Annotated in this window: 15 protein-coding genes; 7 read left to right on the forward strand and 8 right to left on the reverse strand. The window is 73.6% G+C overall.

The features are described 5' to 3' along the window. Positions 1 to 116: 116 nt before the first annotated feature. Positions 117 to 1,046: a hypothetical protein gene (locus NBZ85_RS04760; RefSeq protein WP_261553907.1), complete on the reverse strand. Its 930-nt coding sequence runs from the start codon at positions 1,044 to 1,046 to the stop codon at positions 117 to 119. Between the two features lie 581 nt (positions 1,047 to 1,627). Here NBZ85_RS04760 and NBZ85_RS04765 point away from each other — a divergent pair. From NBZ85_RS04765 to NBZ85_RS04795, 7 genes are all read left to right on the forward strand, one after another. Next, positions 1,628 to 4,210 carry a CaiB/BaiF CoA-transferase family protein gene (locus NBZ85_RS04765; protein ID WP_261561548.1) on the forward strand — a complete coding sequence of 861 codons (2,583 nt, stop codon included), beginning with the start codon at positions 1,628 to 1,630 and terminating at the stop codon, positions 4,208 to 4,210. 67 nt (positions 4,211 to 4,277) lie between these two features. Then, positions 4,278 to 6,647, forward strand: a complete 2,370-nt coding sequence (locus NBZ85_RS04770; RefSeq protein WP_261561549.1) for an acetyl-CoA acetyltransferase — start codon at positions 4,278 to 4,280, stop codon at positions 6,645 to 6,647. A gap of 50 nt (positions 6,648 to 6,697) precedes the next feature. Then, entirely contained in the window at positions 6,698 to 8,074 is a 1,377-nt protein-coding gene (locus NBZ85_RS04775) for an aldehyde dehydrogenase family protein (protein ID WP_261553910.1), read from the forward strand. Positions 8,075 to 8,126: 52 nt separating this feature from the next. After that, on the forward strand, positions 8,127 to 9,011 hold the full coding sequence (locus NBZ85_RS04780) for an NAD-dependent epimerase/dehydratase family protein (protein WP_261553911.1): 885 nt from the start codon (positions 8,127 to 8,129) through the stop codon (positions 9,009 to 9,011). Further along, complete coding sequence (locus NBZ85_RS33690) at positions 9,008 to 9,334, forward strand: aldo/keto reductase (RefSeq protein ID WP_498041232.1); 327 nt, start codon at positions 9,008 to 9,010, stop codon at positions 9,332 to 9,334. Before NBZ85_RS04780 ends, NBZ85_RS33690 begins: the two co-directional genes overlap by 4 nt. Then, positions 9,220 to 9,804: an MBL fold metallo-hydrolase gene (locus NBZ85_RS04790; protein ID WP_261561550.1), complete on the forward strand. Its 585-nt coding sequence runs from the start codon at positions 9,220 to 9,222 to the stop codon at positions 9,802 to 9,804. Before NBZ85_RS33690 ends, NBZ85_RS04790 begins: the two co-directional genes overlap by 115 nt. Positions 9,805 to 9,867: 63 nt before the next feature. Next, positions 9,868 to 10,857, forward strand: coding sequence for a LysR family transcriptional regulator (locus NBZ85_RS04795; protein WP_261561551.1), 990 nt, complete (start codon positions 9,868 to 9,870; stop codon positions 10,855 to 10,857). Positions 10,858 to 10,929: 72 nt separating this feature from the next. On the opposite strand, the gene NBZ85_RS04800 is transcribed toward NBZ85_RS04795, so the two are convergent. From NBZ85_RS04800 to NBZ85_RS04830, 7 genes are all read right to left on the reverse strand, one after another. Then, the gene (locus NBZ85_RS04800) at positions 10,930 to 11,778 is read right to left on the reverse strand and encodes an enoyl-CoA hydratase/isomerase family protein (protein ID WP_261553914.1); all 849 of its coding nucleotides are present in this window, start codon (positions 11,776 to 11,778) and stop codon (positions 10,930 to 10,932) included. A gap of 11 nt (positions 11,779 to 11,789) precedes the next feature. Beyond that, a complete protein-coding gene (locus tag NBZ85_RS04805) occupies positions 11,790 to 12,668 on the reverse strand; it encodes an acyl-CoA thioesterase (RefSeq protein ID WP_372517649.1) in 879 nt (292 codons plus the stop codon). Between the two features lie 76 nt (positions 12,669 to 12,744). Next, a complete protein-coding gene (locus NBZ85_RS04810; RefSeq protein ID WP_261553915.1) occupies positions 12,745 to 13,872 on the reverse strand; it encodes a CaiB/BaiF CoA transferase family protein in 1,128 nt (375 codons plus the stop codon). Between the two features lie 139 nt (positions 13,873 to 14,011). Beyond that, on the reverse strand, positions 14,012 to 15,241 hold the full coding sequence (locus NBZ85_RS04815) for an acyl-CoA dehydrogenase family protein (protein ID WP_261553917.1): 1,230 nt from the start codon (positions 15,239 to 15,241) through the stop codon (positions 14,012 to 14,014). 86 nt (positions 15,242 to 15,327) lie between these two features. After that, positions 15,328 to 16,530 (reverse strand): phosphotransferase family protein, encoded by a 1,203-nt coding sequence (locus NBZ85_RS04820; protein WP_261561552.1) that lies wholly within the window; start codon positions 16,528 to 16,530, stop codon positions 15,328 to 15,330. Beyond that, the gene (locus NBZ85_RS04825; RefSeq protein ID WP_261553919.1) at positions 16,527 to 17,408 is read right to left on the reverse strand and encodes an enoyl-CoA hydratase; all 882 of its coding nucleotides are present in this window, start codon (positions 17,406 to 17,408) and stop codon (positions 16,527 to 16,529) included. Before NBZ85_RS04825 ends, NBZ85_RS04820 begins: the two co-directional genes overlap by 4 nt. Before the next feature lie 40 nt (positions 17,409 to 17,448). Beyond that, a complete protein-coding gene (locus tag NBZ85_RS04830) occupies positions 17,449 to 18,279 on the reverse strand; it encodes an enoyl-CoA hydratase-related protein (protein ID WP_261561554.1) in 831 nt (276 codons plus the stop codon). Positions 18,280 to 18,446: the final 167 nt, after the last annotated feature.

Here is an 18,446-nt window from a genome sequence, read left to right on the forward strand (position 1 = left end):
GCCCGAGGCCCCCACCTGCACCTACTGACTCACCTGCACCCACTGACTTCGGTGCGGCAGCCTAACCGAGGCGGAGAGGCGCCCGCGAGGGCCGACGCAGGCTCGTGATCGGCGCGTTACCAACCGCTCACGGTGACCACGTGGGGCACTTCGAACGGTGTGAAGACCCGGCCGCGCTCGGCGGCGGCGAAAAGGGTGAGCACCCCGTCGCGCCAGACCGGGCGCACATGGTTCCGCGTGCGAAGCAGGTCCGACCGGCGAGGCTCGGCCTGCCCGGCGGGCGCGACGACGCGGCCCACGGCGGTCTGCCCGAGCACGGTCTCCACCAGCACGGTGCCGCGCAGCCGGCTGACCCCCGGGTAAACGACGGCCCGCCCGCCCTGCCGGTTGGCGTGATCCGCGACGGCCTGCGCGGCGCCGTCCGCGAGCTCGGGCGGCCCGATCCGCTCCGTCCCGCAGGCCAGCCCGACCGGCCCCGCGACCAGCGCGCCGACACGGAGGAACTCGACGGCGAGCCCGACCGTCGCCCCGGGCGAGCCGGAGCCCCCGAACCCCCCGGCACGACCATCGGTGATGGCGGTCCCGGCGGCGGCGCCGTCGATGACGGCGGTCCCGGCTGCCTGGCCGGTTCCGCGGGGAACATGCCCGGCGGACCAGCCACCGGCGCCGATGGCCCCCGTCCGGACGGTTGTCTCCCGGCTCTCCCCGATCGGGGGTCCCACCCGCGGGGTGTGCCTGGCAAGGGGGCCCCCGACCGGGTCCGTCCCGACCCGCGCCGCCGCCGCGGCGCGCCGGGCCGCCGCCAGCTCCACGATCGCGAGCTCACCGGCGAGGTGCGCGACTCGTCGCCAGCTGCCCGGCCCGCACCAGGTCGGCGAGACCGCGAACGACAGGGCCACGTGTGGCGCCTGCGCGCCGACGAGGTGGGTGCAGGCGACGGTGTCACCGGGCAGGTCCAACACCTCGACCAGACGGTGGATGAGCAGGTCGGCGTCGCGCAGGGAGACGCAGCCGGCATCGACACCGACGAGGAGCGGCCCGGTCATCGCGCGGGCACCGCCACCGCGCGGGGGCGGCCGACCGGCGCAACGGCGTCGGACCGCTCGGACCGCAGCGACCGGCGGACCGGTGCGGCTGAACCCTGATTCCGACGCCCGCCGGGACGAACCGCCCGGTGTTCGTGATCCCCCATGTCGTTCCCTTCGGTGACCGCAGCGCCGCACGTGAGCATCCGACGCGCCGAGCAGAGGGTGGCAGCGCCGAGTGAACGTCCGGCCAACAACAGAGGGCAGGGTAGTTGTGACCACCACCTTTCTAGTCAGAAAACGGGGATTTGACTGGCCCTCTAGCCCATCCCGGCTATGACAATGAGGCCGCTCATAGTCGTCTTGCCATTTGGTCAGTGGTCCCGCGGATTCCGCCGGCCGGCGGGGGACCACCATCGGGCGGCAGGCCGGACGGGCGACCGTGCGTCTGTTGGCACGGCCGCTCGGCACCCAACGCAATAGCGTCGCCGCGGCACCGGGTGTTCGCTGGAACCGGCCGGCACGGGAGGACGCGCGCCCTGCCCTCTGCCCGGCCGGGACGCCGCGCCGCGGCTCCCACCGCCGCGGCGAAAGGAGTTCCGTTGACCGGCCGAACTGGGTCTCCCAGCGTGGAATTGCCGCTGGCGGGGGTGCGGGTGCTGGATCTGGCGGACGGCCGCTGCGAGTCGACCGGCCGCTACCTCGCCGACCTCGGCGCCGAGGTGCTGCGGATCGAACCACCGGGCGGCGCGGCCTCGCGGCGGGTGGGGCCGTTCACCGACGACGGGACGAGCCTGTCGTTCGCGGTCCACTCGATCAACAAGCACAGCGCGGTGGTGGACCTCACCACGCCGGCGGGCCGGGATCGGCTGCGCGCGCTGGCGGCGACCGCGGACATCCTGCTGCACACCGCCCGTCCGGACCAGCAGCTCGCACGCGGCCTCGACCCGGAGGGACTGCTCGCCGCCCAACCGGGCCTCGTCGTCGTCTCCATCACCGACTTCGGGTTGACGGGTCCCCACCGGGACTGGACGGGCAGCAGCGACGTGCACGTGGCGATCGGCGGTCTGTTGTCCCGCTCGGGACTGCCCGGTATGCCGCCACTGCTGCCGCCGGAATTCCTGGCCGACGAATGCGCCGCCGCGCAGGCCACCTGGGCCGCCCTGGTCGCGTATGCCAACCGGCTGGACACGGGGCGCGGCGACGTCGTCGACTTCTCGGTGCTCGAGGCGGTCGCCCAGGTCCTCGACCCGGGCTACGGCATCTCGGGCAGCGCCCGCGCGGGGGCGACGGTGCGTGACCTCCCGCGGGGGCGGCCGGACGCCCGCCACCTGTATCCGATCTTCCGCGCGGCCGACGGCTGGGTGCGGATCTGCATCCTCGCCGCGCGGCAGTGGCAGGGAATGTTCCGCTGGCTCGGCGAGCCAGCGCAGTTCGCCGAGGCAAAGTACGACAACCTCGGCGCCCGCTTCGCCGCCGCCGGCGAGCTCTATCCCCTGATCGGGAAACTGTTCGCCGAACGCACCCGGGAGACGATCGTCGCCGAGTCGATCGGGTTCGGCGTTCCCGCAGCCGCCCTGCTCGACGCCGCCGGCGTGGTGGCCGGCGAGCACTTCCGCGAACGGCGGACCTTCGTGCCCGTCGAGGTCGCCCCGGGGGTGACGGTGCCCGTGACCGACGGTCTGGTGGAGATCGACGGCATCCGGGCCGGCCGGCGGTACGGCCCCCCACCACTCGGCGAATGCGACCCCGCGATCCTCGCCACCATTGCCAGCACCGCAGCCACCCCCGGGCCGGCTCCCGGGCCAGGTCCCCGGCGGACGGGCGACCCAGGCGGCACGGACGACCCAGGCGGCACGGACGACCCAGGCGGCACGGACGACCCAGGCGGCACGGACGACCCAGGCGACCCAGGAGGCGCGGCGGCGGCTGCGCGCCATCCGTTCACCGGCCTGCGGGTGCTCGACCTCGGGGTGATCGTCGTCGGGGCGGAGCTGGGCCGGCTGTTCGCCGATCACGGCGCCGAGGTGATCAAGGTCGAGAACCGGACGTTCCCGGACGGCTCGCGGCAGAACCGCAGCGGCGCGCAGATCAGCGAGAGCTTCGCCTGGGGCCACCGCAACAAGTCGAGCCTGGGGCTGAACCTGCGCGGCCCGCGCGGCCGGGAGATCTTCCTGCGGCTGGCCGCGACCGCGGACGTGGTGCTGTCGAACTTCCGCCCGGGCACCATGGCGTCGCTCGGACTCGGCTATGACGAGCTCGCCCAGGTGAACCCGGGGATCATCGTCGCCGACAGCAGCGCGTTCGGCTCGACCGGCCCGTGGAGCCGCCGCCTCGGCTACGGCCCGCTGGCGCGGGCCACGGCGGGCCTCAGCGAGCTGTGGCGCTACCCGGACCTCCCGGACGGGTTCTGCGACGCGATCACGATCTATCCCGATCATGTCGCCGCCCGGGTCAGCGCGGTGGCGGTGCTGGCGCTGCTGCTGCGCCGACGGCGCACCGCCCGCGGCGGCACGGTGAGCGCCGCCCAGATCGAGACGATCTTCTACCAGATGGGCGCCGGGCTCGCCGAGGAGTACCTGCGGCCGGGCTCGGTCCACGCCCAGGGCAACGACCGGCGCGGCGACGCCCCGCGCGGCCTGTTCGCCTGCGCCGGGGACGACGAGTGGTGCGTCATCGACGTCGGCGGTGACGTCGGCGGTGACGTCGGCGTCGACGGGGCGTTCGGCCGGCTCGCCGGCATCGTCGGTCAGCCGCAGTGGCGGGACGATCCTCGGTTCGCCACCGCCGCCGGCCGCGACGCTCACCGGGCGGAGATCAACGCCGCGGTGGGCCGCTGGACCGCGGCCCTCACTCCGGCGCAGGCCGCCCGCCGACTGCAGGAGCACGGCGTGGCCGCCGGGCAGATGCTGCGGGTGCACGAGTTGCCGGCCGACCCGCAGCTCGACGCGCGCCGTTTCCTGGTCGAGCAGAACCAGCCGCAGCTCCCGGCGCCGTTGCTGACCCTGGGCGGTGAGGCCCATTACCGGGGCGTCGCCGGCCCGCTCACCGGCCCGGCCCCGCTGATCGCGGAGCACACTCGCGCGCTGGCGGAGCGCGTGCTCGGCCTGTCGCCGACGGACATCGACAAGCTGGTCGCCGCGGGCGTGCTCGAAGCCCCACGGCCCGCCGCGGCCTCGGCATGACGGTGCGACACGACAGCCACGAGCGGCACGAGCGGCCGGAGCAGCACGATCACCGTGAGCAGGAGACATGTTGAACGACCTTGACGGCCTCGCCCCCGCGACGCCGGTGCTGGTCGGGGTCGGCCAGCACGCCGAGCAGCCCGGCCGGCCCGGCTACGCGCGGCTGTCCGCGGTGGACCTGGCCGCCGCGGCCGCCCGGCGGGCGCTCGCCGACGCCGGCATCGATCCGGCCGCGATCGACACGGTCGCGGGGGTCCGCCAGTTCGAGATCTCCGGCCCCCGGGCGAAGGCACCGCTGGGCCGGTCGGACAACTACCCGCGCTCGGTCGCCGCCCGCCTCGGCGCGGATCCGGCGCGGGCCGTGCTGGAGGTCGTCGGCGGCCAGTCGCCGCAGCACCTCGTCAACGAGTTCGCCGCGGCGATCGCGACCGGCGCCGGGCCCGAGGTCGTGCTGCTGTTCGGTTCGGAGGCGATCTCCACCGCCCGGGCGTTCGCGGACGCCCCCGACCGGCCCGACTTCACCGAGCACGTCGGCGGCCAGCTCGACGACCGCGGCTACGGGCTGGCCGGCCTGTCGTCGCGCTACCACGCCGCCCACGGCCTGCTCGGCGCGCCGAGCCAGTACGCGCTGTTCGAGAACGCCCGGCGGGCGCGGCTGACGCTGTCCCGCGCCGACTACGCCCTCGCGATGGGCGCGCTGTTCGCGCCGTTCACGAAGGTCGCCGCCGCCAACCCCCACGCCGCCGCACCGGTGGAGCGCGACGCCGCGGAACTCGCCACCATCACCGAACGCAACCGCATGATCGCCGATCCGTTCCCACGGTTCGTCGTCGCCCGCGACCAGGTCAACCAGGGCGCCGCCGTCCTGCTCACCTCGGTCGGCACCGCCCGCCGCCTCGGCGTCCCCGCGCAGCGGTGGGTGTTCCTGCCCGGCCACGCCGACCTGCGCGAACGTGACCTGCTCGCCCGCGCCGACCTCTCGACCAGCCCCGCCGCGATCATGGCCGTCCGCCACGCCCTCGACCTCGCCGGCATCACCCTCGACCAGATCAGCACCTTCGACCTGTACAGCTGCTTCCCGATCGCCGTGTTCAACCTCTGCGACGGCCTCGGCCTCGCCCCCGACGACCCCCGCGGCCTCACCCTCACCGGCGGCCTGCCGTTCTTCGGCGGCGCCGGCAACAACTACTCGATGCACGCCATCGCCGAAACCGTCACCCGCCTACGCGCCACCCCCGGCGGCCACGGCCTCGTCGGCGCCAACGGCGGCTCCCTGTCGAAGTACTCCGTCGGCGTCTACACGACCACTCCCACCCCGTGGCGGCCCGACAGCAGCGCCACCCTCCAGGCGGAGATCGACTCCTGGGAGCCGGTCGAGGTGACGACCCGCGCCGACGGCTGGGCGACGATCGAGACGTTCACCATCACCCACGGCCGCGACGGGCGCCGCACCGGCATCGTCGTCGGCCGCCTCGACCGCGACCACCGACGCTTCCTCGCCACCACCGTGCGCGGCGACACCGACCTGCTCGACCTGCTCGCCGGCGAGTCCCCGTTCGGCGAGCGGATCTTCGTGCGCGCCACCGCCACCGGCAACCGGGCGGCGCTCAACCGGACCGCACTCGACGCTCTCCTGCCCGCCCGGACCCCCGGTTTCCGCGACGAGTACGACCATGTCCTCGTCCGCCGCGACGGCCACCTGGTGGAAGTCACCATCAACCGGCCGCAGGCCCGCAACGCCCTGCACCCCCCGGCGAACGCCGAGCTCGACGAGGTCTTCGACGCCTACTTCGCCGACCCCGACCTGTGGGTCGCGATCATCACCGGCGCCGGGGACACCGCGTTCAGCGCCGGCAACGACCTGATCTGGACGGCCAGCGGCAAACGCGGCTCCGTGCCGCTGACCGGCTTCGCCGGGCTCACCGGCCGCCGGCACATGACCAAGCCGGTCATCGCCGCCGTCAACGGCTACGCCCTCGGCGGCGGCTGCGAGATCGCCCTGGCCTGCCACCTCGTCGTCGCCGACACCACCGCCCAGTTCGCCCTCAGCGAGGTCCGCGTCGGCCTCGTCGCCGGCGCCGGCGGCCTCGTCCGCCTCCCCCGCGCCCTGCCACCGAAGCTCGCCACCGAGATGATCCTCACCGGCCGCCGCCTCGACGCCACCGAAGCCCACGCCCACGGCCTGGTCAACCGGATCGTCCCCGCCGGCACCGCCCTCGACGGCGCCCGCACGCTCGCCGCCGAGATCCTCGCCAGCTCACCGACCTCGGTACGCGTCTCCCTGCAGATCATGAACGAGACCGCCGGAATCGCCGACCCACACGACGCCGTTGCCCACGACTCCCCCGCCCTCGACGATCTCCTGCTCAGCGAGGACATGGCCGAAGGCCTCGCCGCCTTCGCCGAGAAACGCACCCCCCACTGGCGCAACCGCTGACCCCGACCGGCCGCCCACGGCCGGGTCCGCCGGCCCTGGCGAGGAGAACCATGAGCACTGAGACCGACAAGACACCCGACAGCACCGACGCCGAGAAGGTCTTCGACGCGCAGCGTCGACATCGCTGGATCACGAAGACGTCGACCGTCGAGGAGCGGATCCGACATCTCACCCGGCTGCGGGCAGCGATCACCGATCATCTCGACGAGATCCGGGCCGCGCTGCATGCCGACCTGCTGCGCCCGCCGCGCCCGCGGGTCCCGGTCGAGGTGGCGGCGGTGCTCGCCGACATCGACGACGCCGGCGCCCACCTCGCCGAGTGGACGGCGCCCACCCCGCTGACCCCGCCGCCGTACCTCGGCGCCGGGGCCGAGGAGTTCGTGCAGTACGAAGCCCGCGGGGTCTGCCTGCTGTTCGCCCCGTGGAACTTCCCGTTCGGCCTGCTGTTCCAGCCACTGGTACCGATCATCGCCGCCGGCAACACCGCCATCGTCAAGCCGAACGAGCTCGCCCCGGCCACCTCCACGGTCAGCGCGCGCATCATTCGGGAGGTCTTCGCCCCGGAGCACGTCGCCGTGTTCACCGGCGGGGTGGAGCTGGCGAACGCGCTGCTGGAGCTGCCCGTCGACCACATCTTCTTCACCGGCAGCCCCGCGGTCGGGCGGGTGGTGATGGCCGGCGCCGCCCGCCATCTCGCCTCGGTCACCCTCGAACTCGGCGGGAAGTGCCCGGCGATCGTCGACGGGACCACCGACCTGGCGACGGCCGCCACCCAGATCGCCCAGGCCAAGCACACCAACGCCGGGCAGATCTGCCTGTCCCCCGACTACCTGCTGATCCACCAGGAGGCCCGCGACGAGTTCCTCGGCCACTACCTGGCCTGGGTCGAAAAGAACCTCTACCCCGACGGGAAACTCGCACCCGGGGCTCTCGGCAAGATCATTGACCGGCGCAACCTGGATCGGCTCACCGGCTACCTCGACGACGCGGTCGCCCGCGGCGCGAGGCTGGTCGACAACGGGGTGCCGGATCCCGACGGGCACATCCTGCCGCCCGCGGTGCTGCTGGACGTGCCTGCGGACGCCCGGATCCTGACCGAGGAGATCTTCGGGCCGATCCTGCCCGTGCTGACCTTCACCGACCAGGCTCAGATCGTCGAGCACGTCCGCGCGGGCGGCAAGCCGCTGGCGATCTACGTCTACAGCGACGACCGGGACCTGGTCGACGCAGTGCTCGCGGGCACCTCGTCCGGCGGTGTCACCGTCAACGGCTGGGCGCTGCACTTCGCCGACAGCCAGCTCCCCTTCGGCGGGGTCGGCAGCAGCGGCATGGGCCGCTACCACGGCGTGCACGGCTTCCGGGAGCTCTCCCACGCCCGATCGGTGTTCCTCGCCGCCGCCCCGCCCGCGGGCGGTACAGCGGTATGACGACCGTCGTGCCGCTCGCCGATCCACCCGACGACGATCGGAAGGAGTGGCCATGCGAGTCCTGATCACCGGATCCCGGGGGAAGATCGGTTCCCGCGTCGTCGCGCGCCTGGCCGCCGACGGCCACCAGGTCACCGGCACCGACATCGCCGCCGCCCACTACGGGCCGCCGTTCGACCCCTACCAGCGCGCCGACCTCACCGACTACGGCCACGCCATCGCCGTGGTGCTGCGCACCCGCCCCGACGTCGTCATCCACACCGCCGGCATCCCCGAGCCCTCCCACGATCCCGGGCACGTCATCTTCGCGACCAACACCCAGTCGACGTACAACATTGCCGAGGCGGTCGCCCGCACCCGCGTGCCCCGCCTGATCTACACCTCCAGCGAGACCGCCCCCGGCTTCGTCACCGCCGAACGGCCCTTCCTGCCCGACTACCTGCCCGTCGACGAGAACCACCCGCTGCGCCCCCAGGACGCCTACGGCCTGTCCAAGGCCCTCGGGGAGAACATCTGCGACGCCCTCGTCCGCCGCAGCGACGCCACCGCCGTCTCCGTGCGCCCCAGCCTCGTGCTCACCCCCGACGCCTACGAGGCCGTCCATGCCGGCGTCGCCGCGAACCCGCGCCGGGGCGCGTTCAACCAGTGGTCCTACGTCGACGCCGACGACCTCGCCGAGCTGATCGCCCTGGCCGCGACCGCCGACACCCCCGGCCACGAGGTCGTCTACGCCGCCCAGCCGGACAACATCGCCGGCCGCCCGCTCGCCGAACTCACCACCGAGGTGTTCGGCGCGGACGCCCCACCGCTGCGGGAGCTGGACCGCCCCGACGCCGGCGGCATCTCCATCGCCAAGGCCCGCGCCCTGTTCGGCTGGAAACCCGGCCGCTCCTGGCGCGACCACGTCACCGCCACCGCCAACGCCAACGGCGGCTGACCCACCGACACGAGCCGCCCGACCGCGCCGCCGACGGCGGCATCACGTTCCTTGACACCGCGGACGTCTACCCGCTCGGCGGAACGGTGCAGACCATCGGCCGCACCGAGGAGATCCTCGGCCGCTGGCTCACCGGCCGCCGCCACGAGGTCGTCCTGGCCACCAACTGCGTCGGGCCCACCAGCCCGGGTGGGACGGCGACGCCCGGGTGCGAGCCCGCGACGTGCTCACCCCGCCCGGCGGCGACGAGGCGCACTGGGACTGCAACGCCGAGCACTTCACCGCCGCGGGCGAGTTCGAGAGGGCGCTCGACGGGTTCCTGATCCGCACCGGCGACCGGACCGTCCTCGTCGATGCCGGCCTCGGCCCGTTCTCCGCCCGCGGCTTCCACGGCGGCCACCTGCTCGACAGCCTCACCGCGCTCGGCGTGCAGCCCGCTGACGTCACCGATGTGCTGCTCACGCACCTGCACGGCGACCGCACCGGTTGGACCGCGCTGGAGGACAAGCCGGTCTTCCCGAACGCCACCTACCGCTGCCACGCCGCCGACTGGCACCACTTCGTCGACGGGCCGGCACCCGACCGGCGCACCGCGTCGAAACTCGCGCCGATCACCGGACAGATCGAGCTGTTCGACACCGACAGCCCCGCCGCCCAGGCCGCCCGCGCCCGCCTCATCGAGGAGATCGAAACCGACGGCACCCCCGTGGCCTCCCCGCACTTCGCCGGCCTGCGCTTCGGCCGCGTCCTGACCGGCACCACCCGCCGCCGCTGGCTCTACCTCGACCACTGACCCCGGCCGTGGCGGGCCGCCGGCTTTGACAGCGGACGACCGGCATGGTCACGTGGATCTGACATGGAAATCGGACAGCTCAGAGCCTTTGTCACCGTCGCCGAGGAGGGCCACGTCGGCCGGGCGGCGACGCGGCTGCACCTGACGCCGTCGCCGGTCAGTCGCAGCATCCGCGCGCTGGAGCACGAACTGGGCGTGGAGCTGTTCGTCCGGAGTCATCACTCGCTGGAGCTCACCGAGGCGGGCCGGGCGGCGCTGCCGCGCATCGAGGCGGCGCTGCGCAGTCTGGAGGAGGCGCGCTTCGCCGCCCGGCAGGCGGCCGGGCAGCTCGCGCCGCTGCGCCTGGGGTCCACCCACTTCGCGCCGCCGCACGTCGTCGACCGAGTGGTCGCGACCATCTGCGCGTTCCTGGCCGGTGCGCCGGGCCAGACTCGCGCCTCGGATGCCCCGGACGCCCCGGATGACCTGGATGACCTGGACGCCCTGGACGCCCTGGACGGTGGTCTGGCCGACCTGATCCACAACCCGTCCAGCGAGCTGCTGCCGGCCCTGGACCGCGGCGAGCTGGACCTCGCCCTGGTGCATCTGCCCGTCGACGATCCGTCGCTGGACGTGCTACCCCTGGTCGCCTACCGGTTGCGCGTCGCGATGCGCGCCGACGACGAGCTGGCGACCCGGACCTGCCTGCACCTGGCCGACCTGCGCGACCGGGAGATCCTGCTGACGCCCACCCGGCTGCAGCCGGTCGCCATGCGCCGGCTGACCGACCGGTTGGAGCAGGTCGGTCACGCGCACGTCGTCACCATGCGCGAGCAGGACCTGCTGCTGCTCGCGAACACCATCCGCCGGTCCCGCCAGCTCACCCTGACCGGCTCGGTGAACTCCGGGCCCGCCGGACGGGTGTTCGCCGACCCGGTGTTCGCCCTGGTCCCGCTGGCCCCCGGGGAGATCGACTTCCAGCTCGGCCTGGCCTGGTCGCGCGCCACGGCCGCACGCGACGCCCGGATCACCGCCGTCGTCGACCACCTGCGCGACGCCTTCCCGCCTCGCTGAGCCCGCGCGCACTCACCGCGTCTGGGCTCAGCGGGTGCGGACTCAACGGGTGCGGACTCAACGGGTGCGGACTCAGGTGTTGGTGTATGTCGGTGCGCGCTTGTCGCGGAACGCCGAGATCTGCTCGGTGTGGTCGTGGGTGAAGGCGGTCATCACCTGGGTTCGGTTCTCCAGGTCGATGCCGGCCTGCAGGCTGCCGACCTCGAGCTGGCTCCAGGCCACCTCCTTGGTCATCCACACGCCCATCGGGCTGTTCGCCATGATCTGCGCGGCGATCTCCAGGGCGGCGTCGAGGGTCTCGCCGTCGGGGACGACCCGGCTGACCAGGCCGAGCCGCTCCGCCTCGGCGGCGTCGACGAGCCGGCCGGTGAGCAGCAGCTCGTGCGACCGCCCGGCGCCGATCAGCCGGGGCAGCAGCCAGCTCACCCCGATGTCGCAGCCGGACAGGCCGATGCGGACGAACGCGGCGTTGAACCGGGCGGAGGTGGCGGCGACTCGGATGTCCGCGGCGAGCGCCAGGCCGAACCCGCCGCCGGCCGCCGGCCCGTTCACCGCGGCGATCACCGGCTGGGCGAGGTTGCGCAGCCGGGGGACGAGGGCGGCGATGGCCTGCTGGGTGTGCAGGCGGGCCTGCGGTGAGGCGTCGGCCTCGCCCGCCCGCCGCCCCGGCGCGCTGTACAGGTCCAGGCCGGCGCAGAACCCGCGCCCGGCGCCGGTGAGGACCACGACCCGGCAGTCCTCGTCGGCAGCCACATCGTCGAGGGCCTGGTGCAGGTCGCGGATCAGCTCCCCGGACAGCGCGTTAAGCCGCTCCGGCCGGTTCATCGTCAGCACCCGCACACCCGACGCGGGCTCGGTCACCAGCACCGTGCGGCCCTCCGCCTCGGTGTCCCGCAGATACAGCTCGCCGTTGAGGTACACGGAACCGCCCTTCAGTGCGTGGGGGGCATCGGCCTCGGCCGGCTGGACTCGCGGTGGACGCGGTAGAGCGCCTCCTGGCTCAGGCTCGCGCCGAGGACCCCGTCGGCGGTGTGGATCGTGCCGGAGTACAGCCCGCGTCCCCCCGCCGCCGAGCGGGGGACCAGGTCGAGCAGCACCCAGTCGTCCATCCGGATCGGCCGGTGGAACCAGACGGCGTGGTCGAGGCTCGCGCCCGAGAGGGCCGCGCCGCCGGGGAACGCCGCGAGGCCGGTGAAGGTGTCCGACAGGTACGTCAGGACGCAGGCGTGCAGCAGCCGGTCGTCGGGCAGCGCGACGGTGCTGCGCGCCCACACCCGGGTGGGCCACCCGGAGTTCTCGTAGGGCTGCTTCGGCAGCCGGCCCTCGATCGAGAACAGCCGGCCAAAGCGCAGCTGTTCGGCCGTGGTCGGGTCGCCGGCGTCGGGCATCGGGTCGACCTGATGATCGTCGCTGTCCTCCGGGACCTGGAACGACGCCGACATGTTGAAGATGACCTTGCCGCCCTGAACGGCGACGACCCGGCGGGCGGAGAACGACCGGCCGTCCCGGTCCCGTTCCACCCGGAAGATCGTCGGCCGGGAGGCGTCTCCGCTGCGCAGGTAGTAGCCGTGCAGCGAGTGCGGGACGCGCCCGTCTGCCACCGTGCGCCCGGCGGCGAGAAGCGCCTGGGCGGCGACCTGCCCACCGTAGAGGGAGTATGGGTCCTCGAACACCGTCAGGGCCCGGTAGAGGTCCTGGTCCAGCTCCTCCAACTCCAGTAGATCGACAATAGTGGCCGCCGGCTTTGCCGACGGCTGCGCGCTGTTCGCGCTGTTCGCATTGTTCGCATTGTTCACGCTTGCGGGTTGCACGACTCCCCCATACTTTCTGGATCACCCATCCGCTCCTGCTTCCCGACGCCGGCCTTCCCGACACCGGCCGCGCCGGTCAGTCCGCGGTGGCCAGACCCCAGGCCTCCCGCACCTGCGCGAGGGTGGAGCTGCCCACAGCCGGTCCCATGCCGGCGACCCGCCCCGGCGTGCGGGAGAAGCGCGGCGCCGGGGCCGGGGCCACCTCCTCGCCCAGGTCGACAAAAACCTCCCGGGCGGCCAGATGCGGGTGCGCGCGGGCCTCCGACCAGCTCAGGACGGGTGCGGCGCAGGCGTCGGTGCCGTCGAACACCTGCTCCCACTCCGCCCGGGTGCGGCTGGCGAACGCGGTGGCGAACGCGGCGCGCATCTGCGGCCAACGGCTGGCGTCATTCTGGGCGTCCGCCCATTCCGGCAGGCCGAGCAGCTCCACGAGCCTGGCGTAGAACTGCGCCTCGATGGGACCGACAGAGAACCAGCCGCCGTCGGAGGTCTCGTAGACGTCGTACCAGGGCCGGCCGGTGTCCAGCATGTTCGTGCCCCGCGGCTCGCCCCACTCCTTACGGGAGATCATCGACCACATCATCGCCGACAGGGACGCCACCCCGTCGACGATCGCGCAGTCGACGACCTGGCCCTTTCCGGAGTCCCGCGCCTCGTGCAGCGCGGCGAGGATGCCGACGACGAGGTAGAGCGCCCCGCCGCCGAAGTCGCCGACCAGGTTCAGCGGCACCTGCGGCGGCCCGTCCTCCCGGCCGATCGCGCCCAGCGCCCCAGTGATCGCCACATAGTTGATGTCGTGGCCAGCGGTGCGCGACCACGGGCCGTCCTGGCCCCATCCGGTCATCCGGCCGTAGACCAGCGCGGGGTTGCGGGCGAGCAGCGCGTCGGGGCCGAGGCCGAGCCGCTCGGTGACGCCCGGCCGGTAGCCCTCGATGAACACGTGCGCGGAGTCGAGCAGTTCCAGCAGGCCGGCGTGGTCGTCGGGGTTCTTCAGGTCCAGGGCGACGGAGCGGCGACCGCGGGTCAGCCAGTCCGGCTGCGTGCCCACCGTGGCCGGCTTGTCCACCCGGATGACGTCCGCGCCGAGCTCGGTGAGCAGCGTGGCCGCGAACGGCGCCGGGCCGATGCCGGCCAGCTCGATGACCCGCACACCGTGCAACGGGCCGTACGCAGCCGCGGGAGAGGGGGTCGAGGTGTCGGGCATCATCGCTCCTTCGGGTGGATCGCACCGACGAGGTGGATCGCGACTTGCGGGTGGATCACGGCTTCGGGATGGATCACGGCTTCGGGATGAAACAGGTCCTCTGCACGGATCATCCCGTCCCAGCCTGCATGGTGCCTGCTCAGCCGGCGACGGGGACGCCGGAGGCAGCCGGCGCCGGCACGGCGGGGGTGGTGGTCCGAGCCCGCAGGAGGCGCCGGGCGATGGCGTGCTTGTGCACCTCGGTCGGGCCGTCGTACAGGCGGAACGCCCGAATGTCCCGAAAAATCATCTCGACGACGGTCTCGTCGGTCACCCCGATGCCGCCGAGGACCTGCACGCAGCGGTCGGCGACCTTGAACAGCTCCTCGGACACGTAGCACTTGACCTTCGACGCCTCGTGCCGGCCCTGCTCGCCCTGGTCGAGCAGCCAGCAGGCGCGCCAGATCGCCAGCCGGCAGTTGTCCAGCGCGATCTCGTTGTCGGCGAGCTGGAAGCCCACCCCCTGATGCTCCCCGATCGGCCGGCCGAACGCCGTGCGGGTCCGGGCGTGCTCGACGGCGATGCTGTGCGCCCGGTCCGCCGCGCCCAGCCAGCGCATGCAGTGCGTCAGCCGAGCCGGGGTGAGCCGGAGCTGGGCGTAGCGGAAGGCGTCGCCGACCGTGCCGAGCAGCGCGGAGGCGGGCAGCCGCAGGTCGCGGAAGTTCACCACGCCGTGGCCCTCGACGTAGTTGCGGTCCATGGTGTTCATGACCCGCTCCACCTCGATGCCGGGGGTGTCGCCCCGGGTGAGGAACAGCGTCGGGCCGCCCGGCCCGTCGGCGCCGGGGGCCACCCGGGCCATGATGATCCAGGTCAGCGCGCCATTCGCCCCGGTGATCAGCCACTTGCGGCCGTTGATCACATAGTCGTTGCCGTCGCGCACGGCCTCGGTGAGCAGCTGGTTCGGGTCGGAGCCTGCGCCGCCGGGCTCGGTCATCGCGAACACCGAGCGCGCCCGGCCTTCGATGACCGGCCGCAGGAACTCCTCCTGCCGCTCCGAGTCGGCGATCTTCGCCAGCAGTGCCATGTTCGCCTCGTCCGGGGCGGCGCAGTTCATCGCCACCGGCCCGAGCGTCGACCAGCCCGCCGCCTCGTAGACCACCGCCTGCTCGACGTGGGTGAGCTCCCGGCCGCCGAAGCTCCTTGGCGCCTGGATGGTCAGCAGACCCGCCTTGCGCGCCAGGCCCACAAGTTCCTGGCGCAGATCGTCGTTGGGGCCGTGCGCGGTCAGCCGCGGATCGCGCTCGAACGGCACGATCTTGTTCTCGACGAACGACCGCACCCGCTCCCGAAGATCCACCAGTTCCTGCGGCAGACTGAAATCGATCATGATGTTTCCCTGGGGTCTCGTCAGAATGGGTCTGGTGCGCCGGGACGGTTCCGATACCGGGTGCGGCGGGGCCGGACCCGGGCCGGTCAGGTGCGGGAACCGGTCAGGTCCGCCGTCCAGCCGAGCACGGCGTCGGCGATCCGCGCGAAGGCGGCGTAGCGCGGGCCGGCCACCGGATCGTCGGCGAAGCGCCGGTAAAGCTGCCTCCAGGCGATCGCCAGCCGCAGCCGGGCCAGCGCCAGGTGGAAGCCGAGCTCGGCCGGCGGTCGGCCCGCCGCGGCGAAGTAGGCCGCGGCGACCTGCTCGCGGCGCGGGAAGCCGGGTTCGAGCGAGGGCACCTGGCGCAGCTCGTGCAGGGCCGGCGGGTCGTCCGGCTCGATCCAGTAGGACAGCAGCACCGCCAGGTCGAACAGGGGGTCGCCGCGGGTCGTCATGTCCCAGTCGAGGACGGCGACCGAGGCCAGGGTCACCGGATCGACGAGCATGTTGTCGAACTTGAAATCGCAGTGGATCAGCCGCACCTCGCCCGCCGGCACGTCGGCGACGGCGTGTCGCAACCAGCCGATCACCGCGTCGGCTGCTGCCGGCAGGCCGTCGGGGTACACCGCGGCGGCCCGGCGCGCCCAGCCCTCCACCTGCCGGCCGAGGAACCCCTTGGGCCGGCCGAGCTCCCCGAGCCCGACCGACGCCGGATCCAGAGCATGCAGGGCGGCCATCGCCCCCAACAGGATCGCGGTCAGCCGCTCGGGGACCGTGCCGGCGTTGGACGTGCCGGCGTTGGACGTGCCGGCGTTGGACGTGCCGGCGTTGGACGTGCCGGCGTTGGACGTGCCGGCGTTGGACGTGCCGGCGTTGGACGTGCCGGGCCGGGCGGGGGGCGCGGGCAGCGCGGCCGCGGCGAGCGCGGACGGCACGGTGGCGCCGACGGCGACGCCGTCGCGGTACTCCAGCAACTGGAACTGGGCGCCGAGGACGGCGGGATCGGTGCAGAAGTGCACCCCGCGCGGGGCGAGTGGGTAGCCCGCGCCGAGCCGGCACAGCACCCGCCACTCGCGCGCCATGTCGTTGGCGCCCTCGGCCGACGGCCCGGGCGGCGGGCGGCGCAGCACGGTCGGGCTGCCGTCCACGGACACCAGGTAGTTGAGGTTCGCCAGGCCGCCGGCGAACTGCCGGGGGGCGATGTCGGTGTCCAGGTGCAGCCCGTGGCGGGCCAGCTCGGCGGCGAGGCGATCCCAGGGCTGGGCGACGGTGGCCTCGGGGGAACGAAACCGCGGGTCGACGTCGGTCATCCCGCGTCCCCCGAAGCCACCGAGCCGGACGCAGCGGGCCCGGCGGGACTGCCGTTCGCGGCCGGTCTGTCGGCGAGCTGGCCCCGGTTGCCGGCGACGATGCCGGCGCGACGGCCGGCGACGCCGCCGGCGTCGAACCCGCGGTCCAGCCACGCCGCGGCAGCACGCGACTCGGCGGCCAACGCGTCGGCGGTGCCCAGCGCCGCGATGGCCCGCACGGAGGCGAGGAAGGCCGCCCGGGTCGCCGGGTCGGACCCCCGGATGCGCTGGCCGAGGCGGTGGGCGGCGGGCAGCAGGTCGTCGTGCCCGACGACCTCGCTGACCAGGCCCGCGTCCCGGGCGGCCACCGGGTCGAGGAACTCCCCGGACAGGCTCATCCGCAGCGCCCGGCGTTCGCCGATCGCCCGCGCAAGCAGGACACTCATTCCCCAGCTCGGCAGGACGCCGACCCGGGTGTGGGTGTCGGCGAACGCCGCCTTCTCCGAGGCGATGAGGATGTCGCAGTGCAGCGCCAGCTCGAAGCCGCCGGTGATCGCCGGGCCGTTGATCGCGCCGATCAGCGGCTTGCCGGTCGGCTTCCAGGGCAGCCCGGGCGGCAGGCCGCCGTCGCCCGGTCGGGTCAGGGCCAGGCGCAGGTTCTCGCCGCTGCCGGCCACCTCGCCGAGGTCGAGACCGGCGCAGAACGCCGGGTCGGCGCCGGTGAGGACGACGACGGCGATCTCGTCGTCGGCGTCCGCCGCGGCGAGCGCCGCCCGCAGGGCGCGGATCAGCCGGGCGGTCAGCGCGTTGCGCGCCTTCGGCCGGTGCAGGGTGAGGACGGCGACCCCGTCCACCCGCTCCACCAGGAGATCATCGGTGCCGGGATCGGCGTCGACCATCGCAGCTCCTCGTTCGCAGCAGTGGGATTCCGAGCGCCGGTCACAATGGCGGGACCGCCGGCAGGTCCGGGTAGTCGGGCGGGTGGCCGCCCGCGCGTCCGCGCAGCGCCTCGGCGACCTCCTCGGCCTGGAAGGCCCCGGTCTGCCAGGTCGCGATCTGGTCCAGCCCGGCGGCGACGTCGTGGTCGCGGGCGTAGAGCAGGCTCTCCTTGCTGCCCCACACCGCCAGCGGGCTGCGTTCGGCGATCTCGGCGGCGATCTCGCGAACCCCCGCGAGCAGCGCGTCGTGGTCGCCGAACACCTCGTTGACGAGGCCGAGCTCCCGAGCCCGCGCGGCCGGCAGGCGCCATCCGGTGTAGGCCAGCTCCCGGGCCACTCCGGCCGGGATGAGGGTCGGCAGGCGCTGCAGGGTGCCCAGGTCGGCGGTGATGCCGATGTTCGTCTCCTGGACGACGAAGAAGGCGTCGGCGGTGGCGTACCGCAGGTCGCAGGCGGTGATCAGGTCGAGGCCGCCGCCGAGGCAACCGCCCTGCACGGCCGCGAGGACCGGCATCCGGGCCCGCTCCAGCGCGGTGAAGGCGTCCTGCATGCGGGTGATGAGCCGCTTGCGGCCGGCGTTGGCACGCGCCGGGTCGCCGCTGGGCAGCAGGTCGGTGTGCTCGAACGAGGCCAGGTCCATCCCGGCGCAGAAGTGCCGGCCGGTCGAGGAGATGATCAGCGCCCGCACGTCGCCGGCGTCGCTGAGCCGCCCGACGGCATCGGGGAGTTCCCGCCAGAACTCCGGCAGCAGCGTGTTGAGCGCCGCCGGCCGGTTGAGCACGAGCTGGGCGACCCGGCCGGTGACATCGACCTCGAAGCAGCGGTAGCCCACGGCGGACTTCTCATCCATGAAGCGCAGCTCCTCGGCGGTTCGACGACGGCCAGCCCTTGGATCTCCCGGAGCCCGGCCCCAGCAAGAGTAAACTAAGTGTACTAAGTTGGCGACAATCTTCGGGGGCGTGGCGCGCGGGGCATGACCACCCTGCCGTGAGGTGGTCG

Source organism: Frankia tisae, assembly GCF_025403405.1.
GTDB classification, from domain to species: Bacteria; Actinomycetota; Actinomycetes; order Frankiales; family Frankiaceae; genus Frankia; species Frankia tisai.

What these genes read in the sequence shown, in the direction of transcription:
- NBZ85_RS04760 (WP_261553907.1), bottom strand. Translation starts at nt 1,046, where the DNA reads ATGACCGGGCCGCTCCTCGTCGGTGTCGATGCCGGCTGCGTCTCCCTG.
- NBZ85_RS04810 (WP_261553915.1), bottom strand. Translation starts at nt 13,872, where the DNA reads ATGCCCGACACCTCGACCCCCTCTCCCGCGGCTGCGTACGGCCCGTTG.
- NBZ85_RS04770 (WP_261561549.1), top strand. Translation starts at nt 4,278, where the DNA reads ATGTTGAACGACCTTGACGGCCTCGCCCCCGCGACGCCGGTGCTGGTC.
- NBZ85_RS04820 (WP_261561552.1), bottom strand. Translation starts at nt 16,530, where the DNA reads ATGACCGACGTCGACCCGCGGTTTCGTTCCCCCGAGGCCACCGTCGCC.
- NBZ85_RS04825 (WP_261553919.1), bottom strand. Translation starts at nt 17,408, where the DNA reads ATGGTCGACGCCGATCCCGGCACCGATGATCTCCTGGTGGAGCGGGTG.
- NBZ85_RS04775 (WP_261553910.1), top strand. Translation starts at nt 6,698, where the DNA reads ATGAGCACTGAGACCGACAAGACACCCGACAGCACCGACGCCGAGAAG.
- NBZ85_RS04780 (WP_261553911.1), top strand. Translation starts at nt 8,127, where the DNA reads ATGCGAGTCCTGATCACCGGATCCCGGGGGAAGATCGGTTCCCGCGTC.
- NBZ85_RS04795 (WP_261561551.1), top strand. Translation starts at nt 9,868, where the DNA reads ATGGAAATCGGACAGCTCAGAGCCTTTGTCACCGTCGCCGAGGAGGGC.
- NBZ85_RS04815 (WP_261553917.1), bottom strand. Translation starts at nt 15,241, where the DNA reads ATGATCGATTTCAGTCTGCCGCAGGAACTGGTGGATCTTCGGGAGCGG.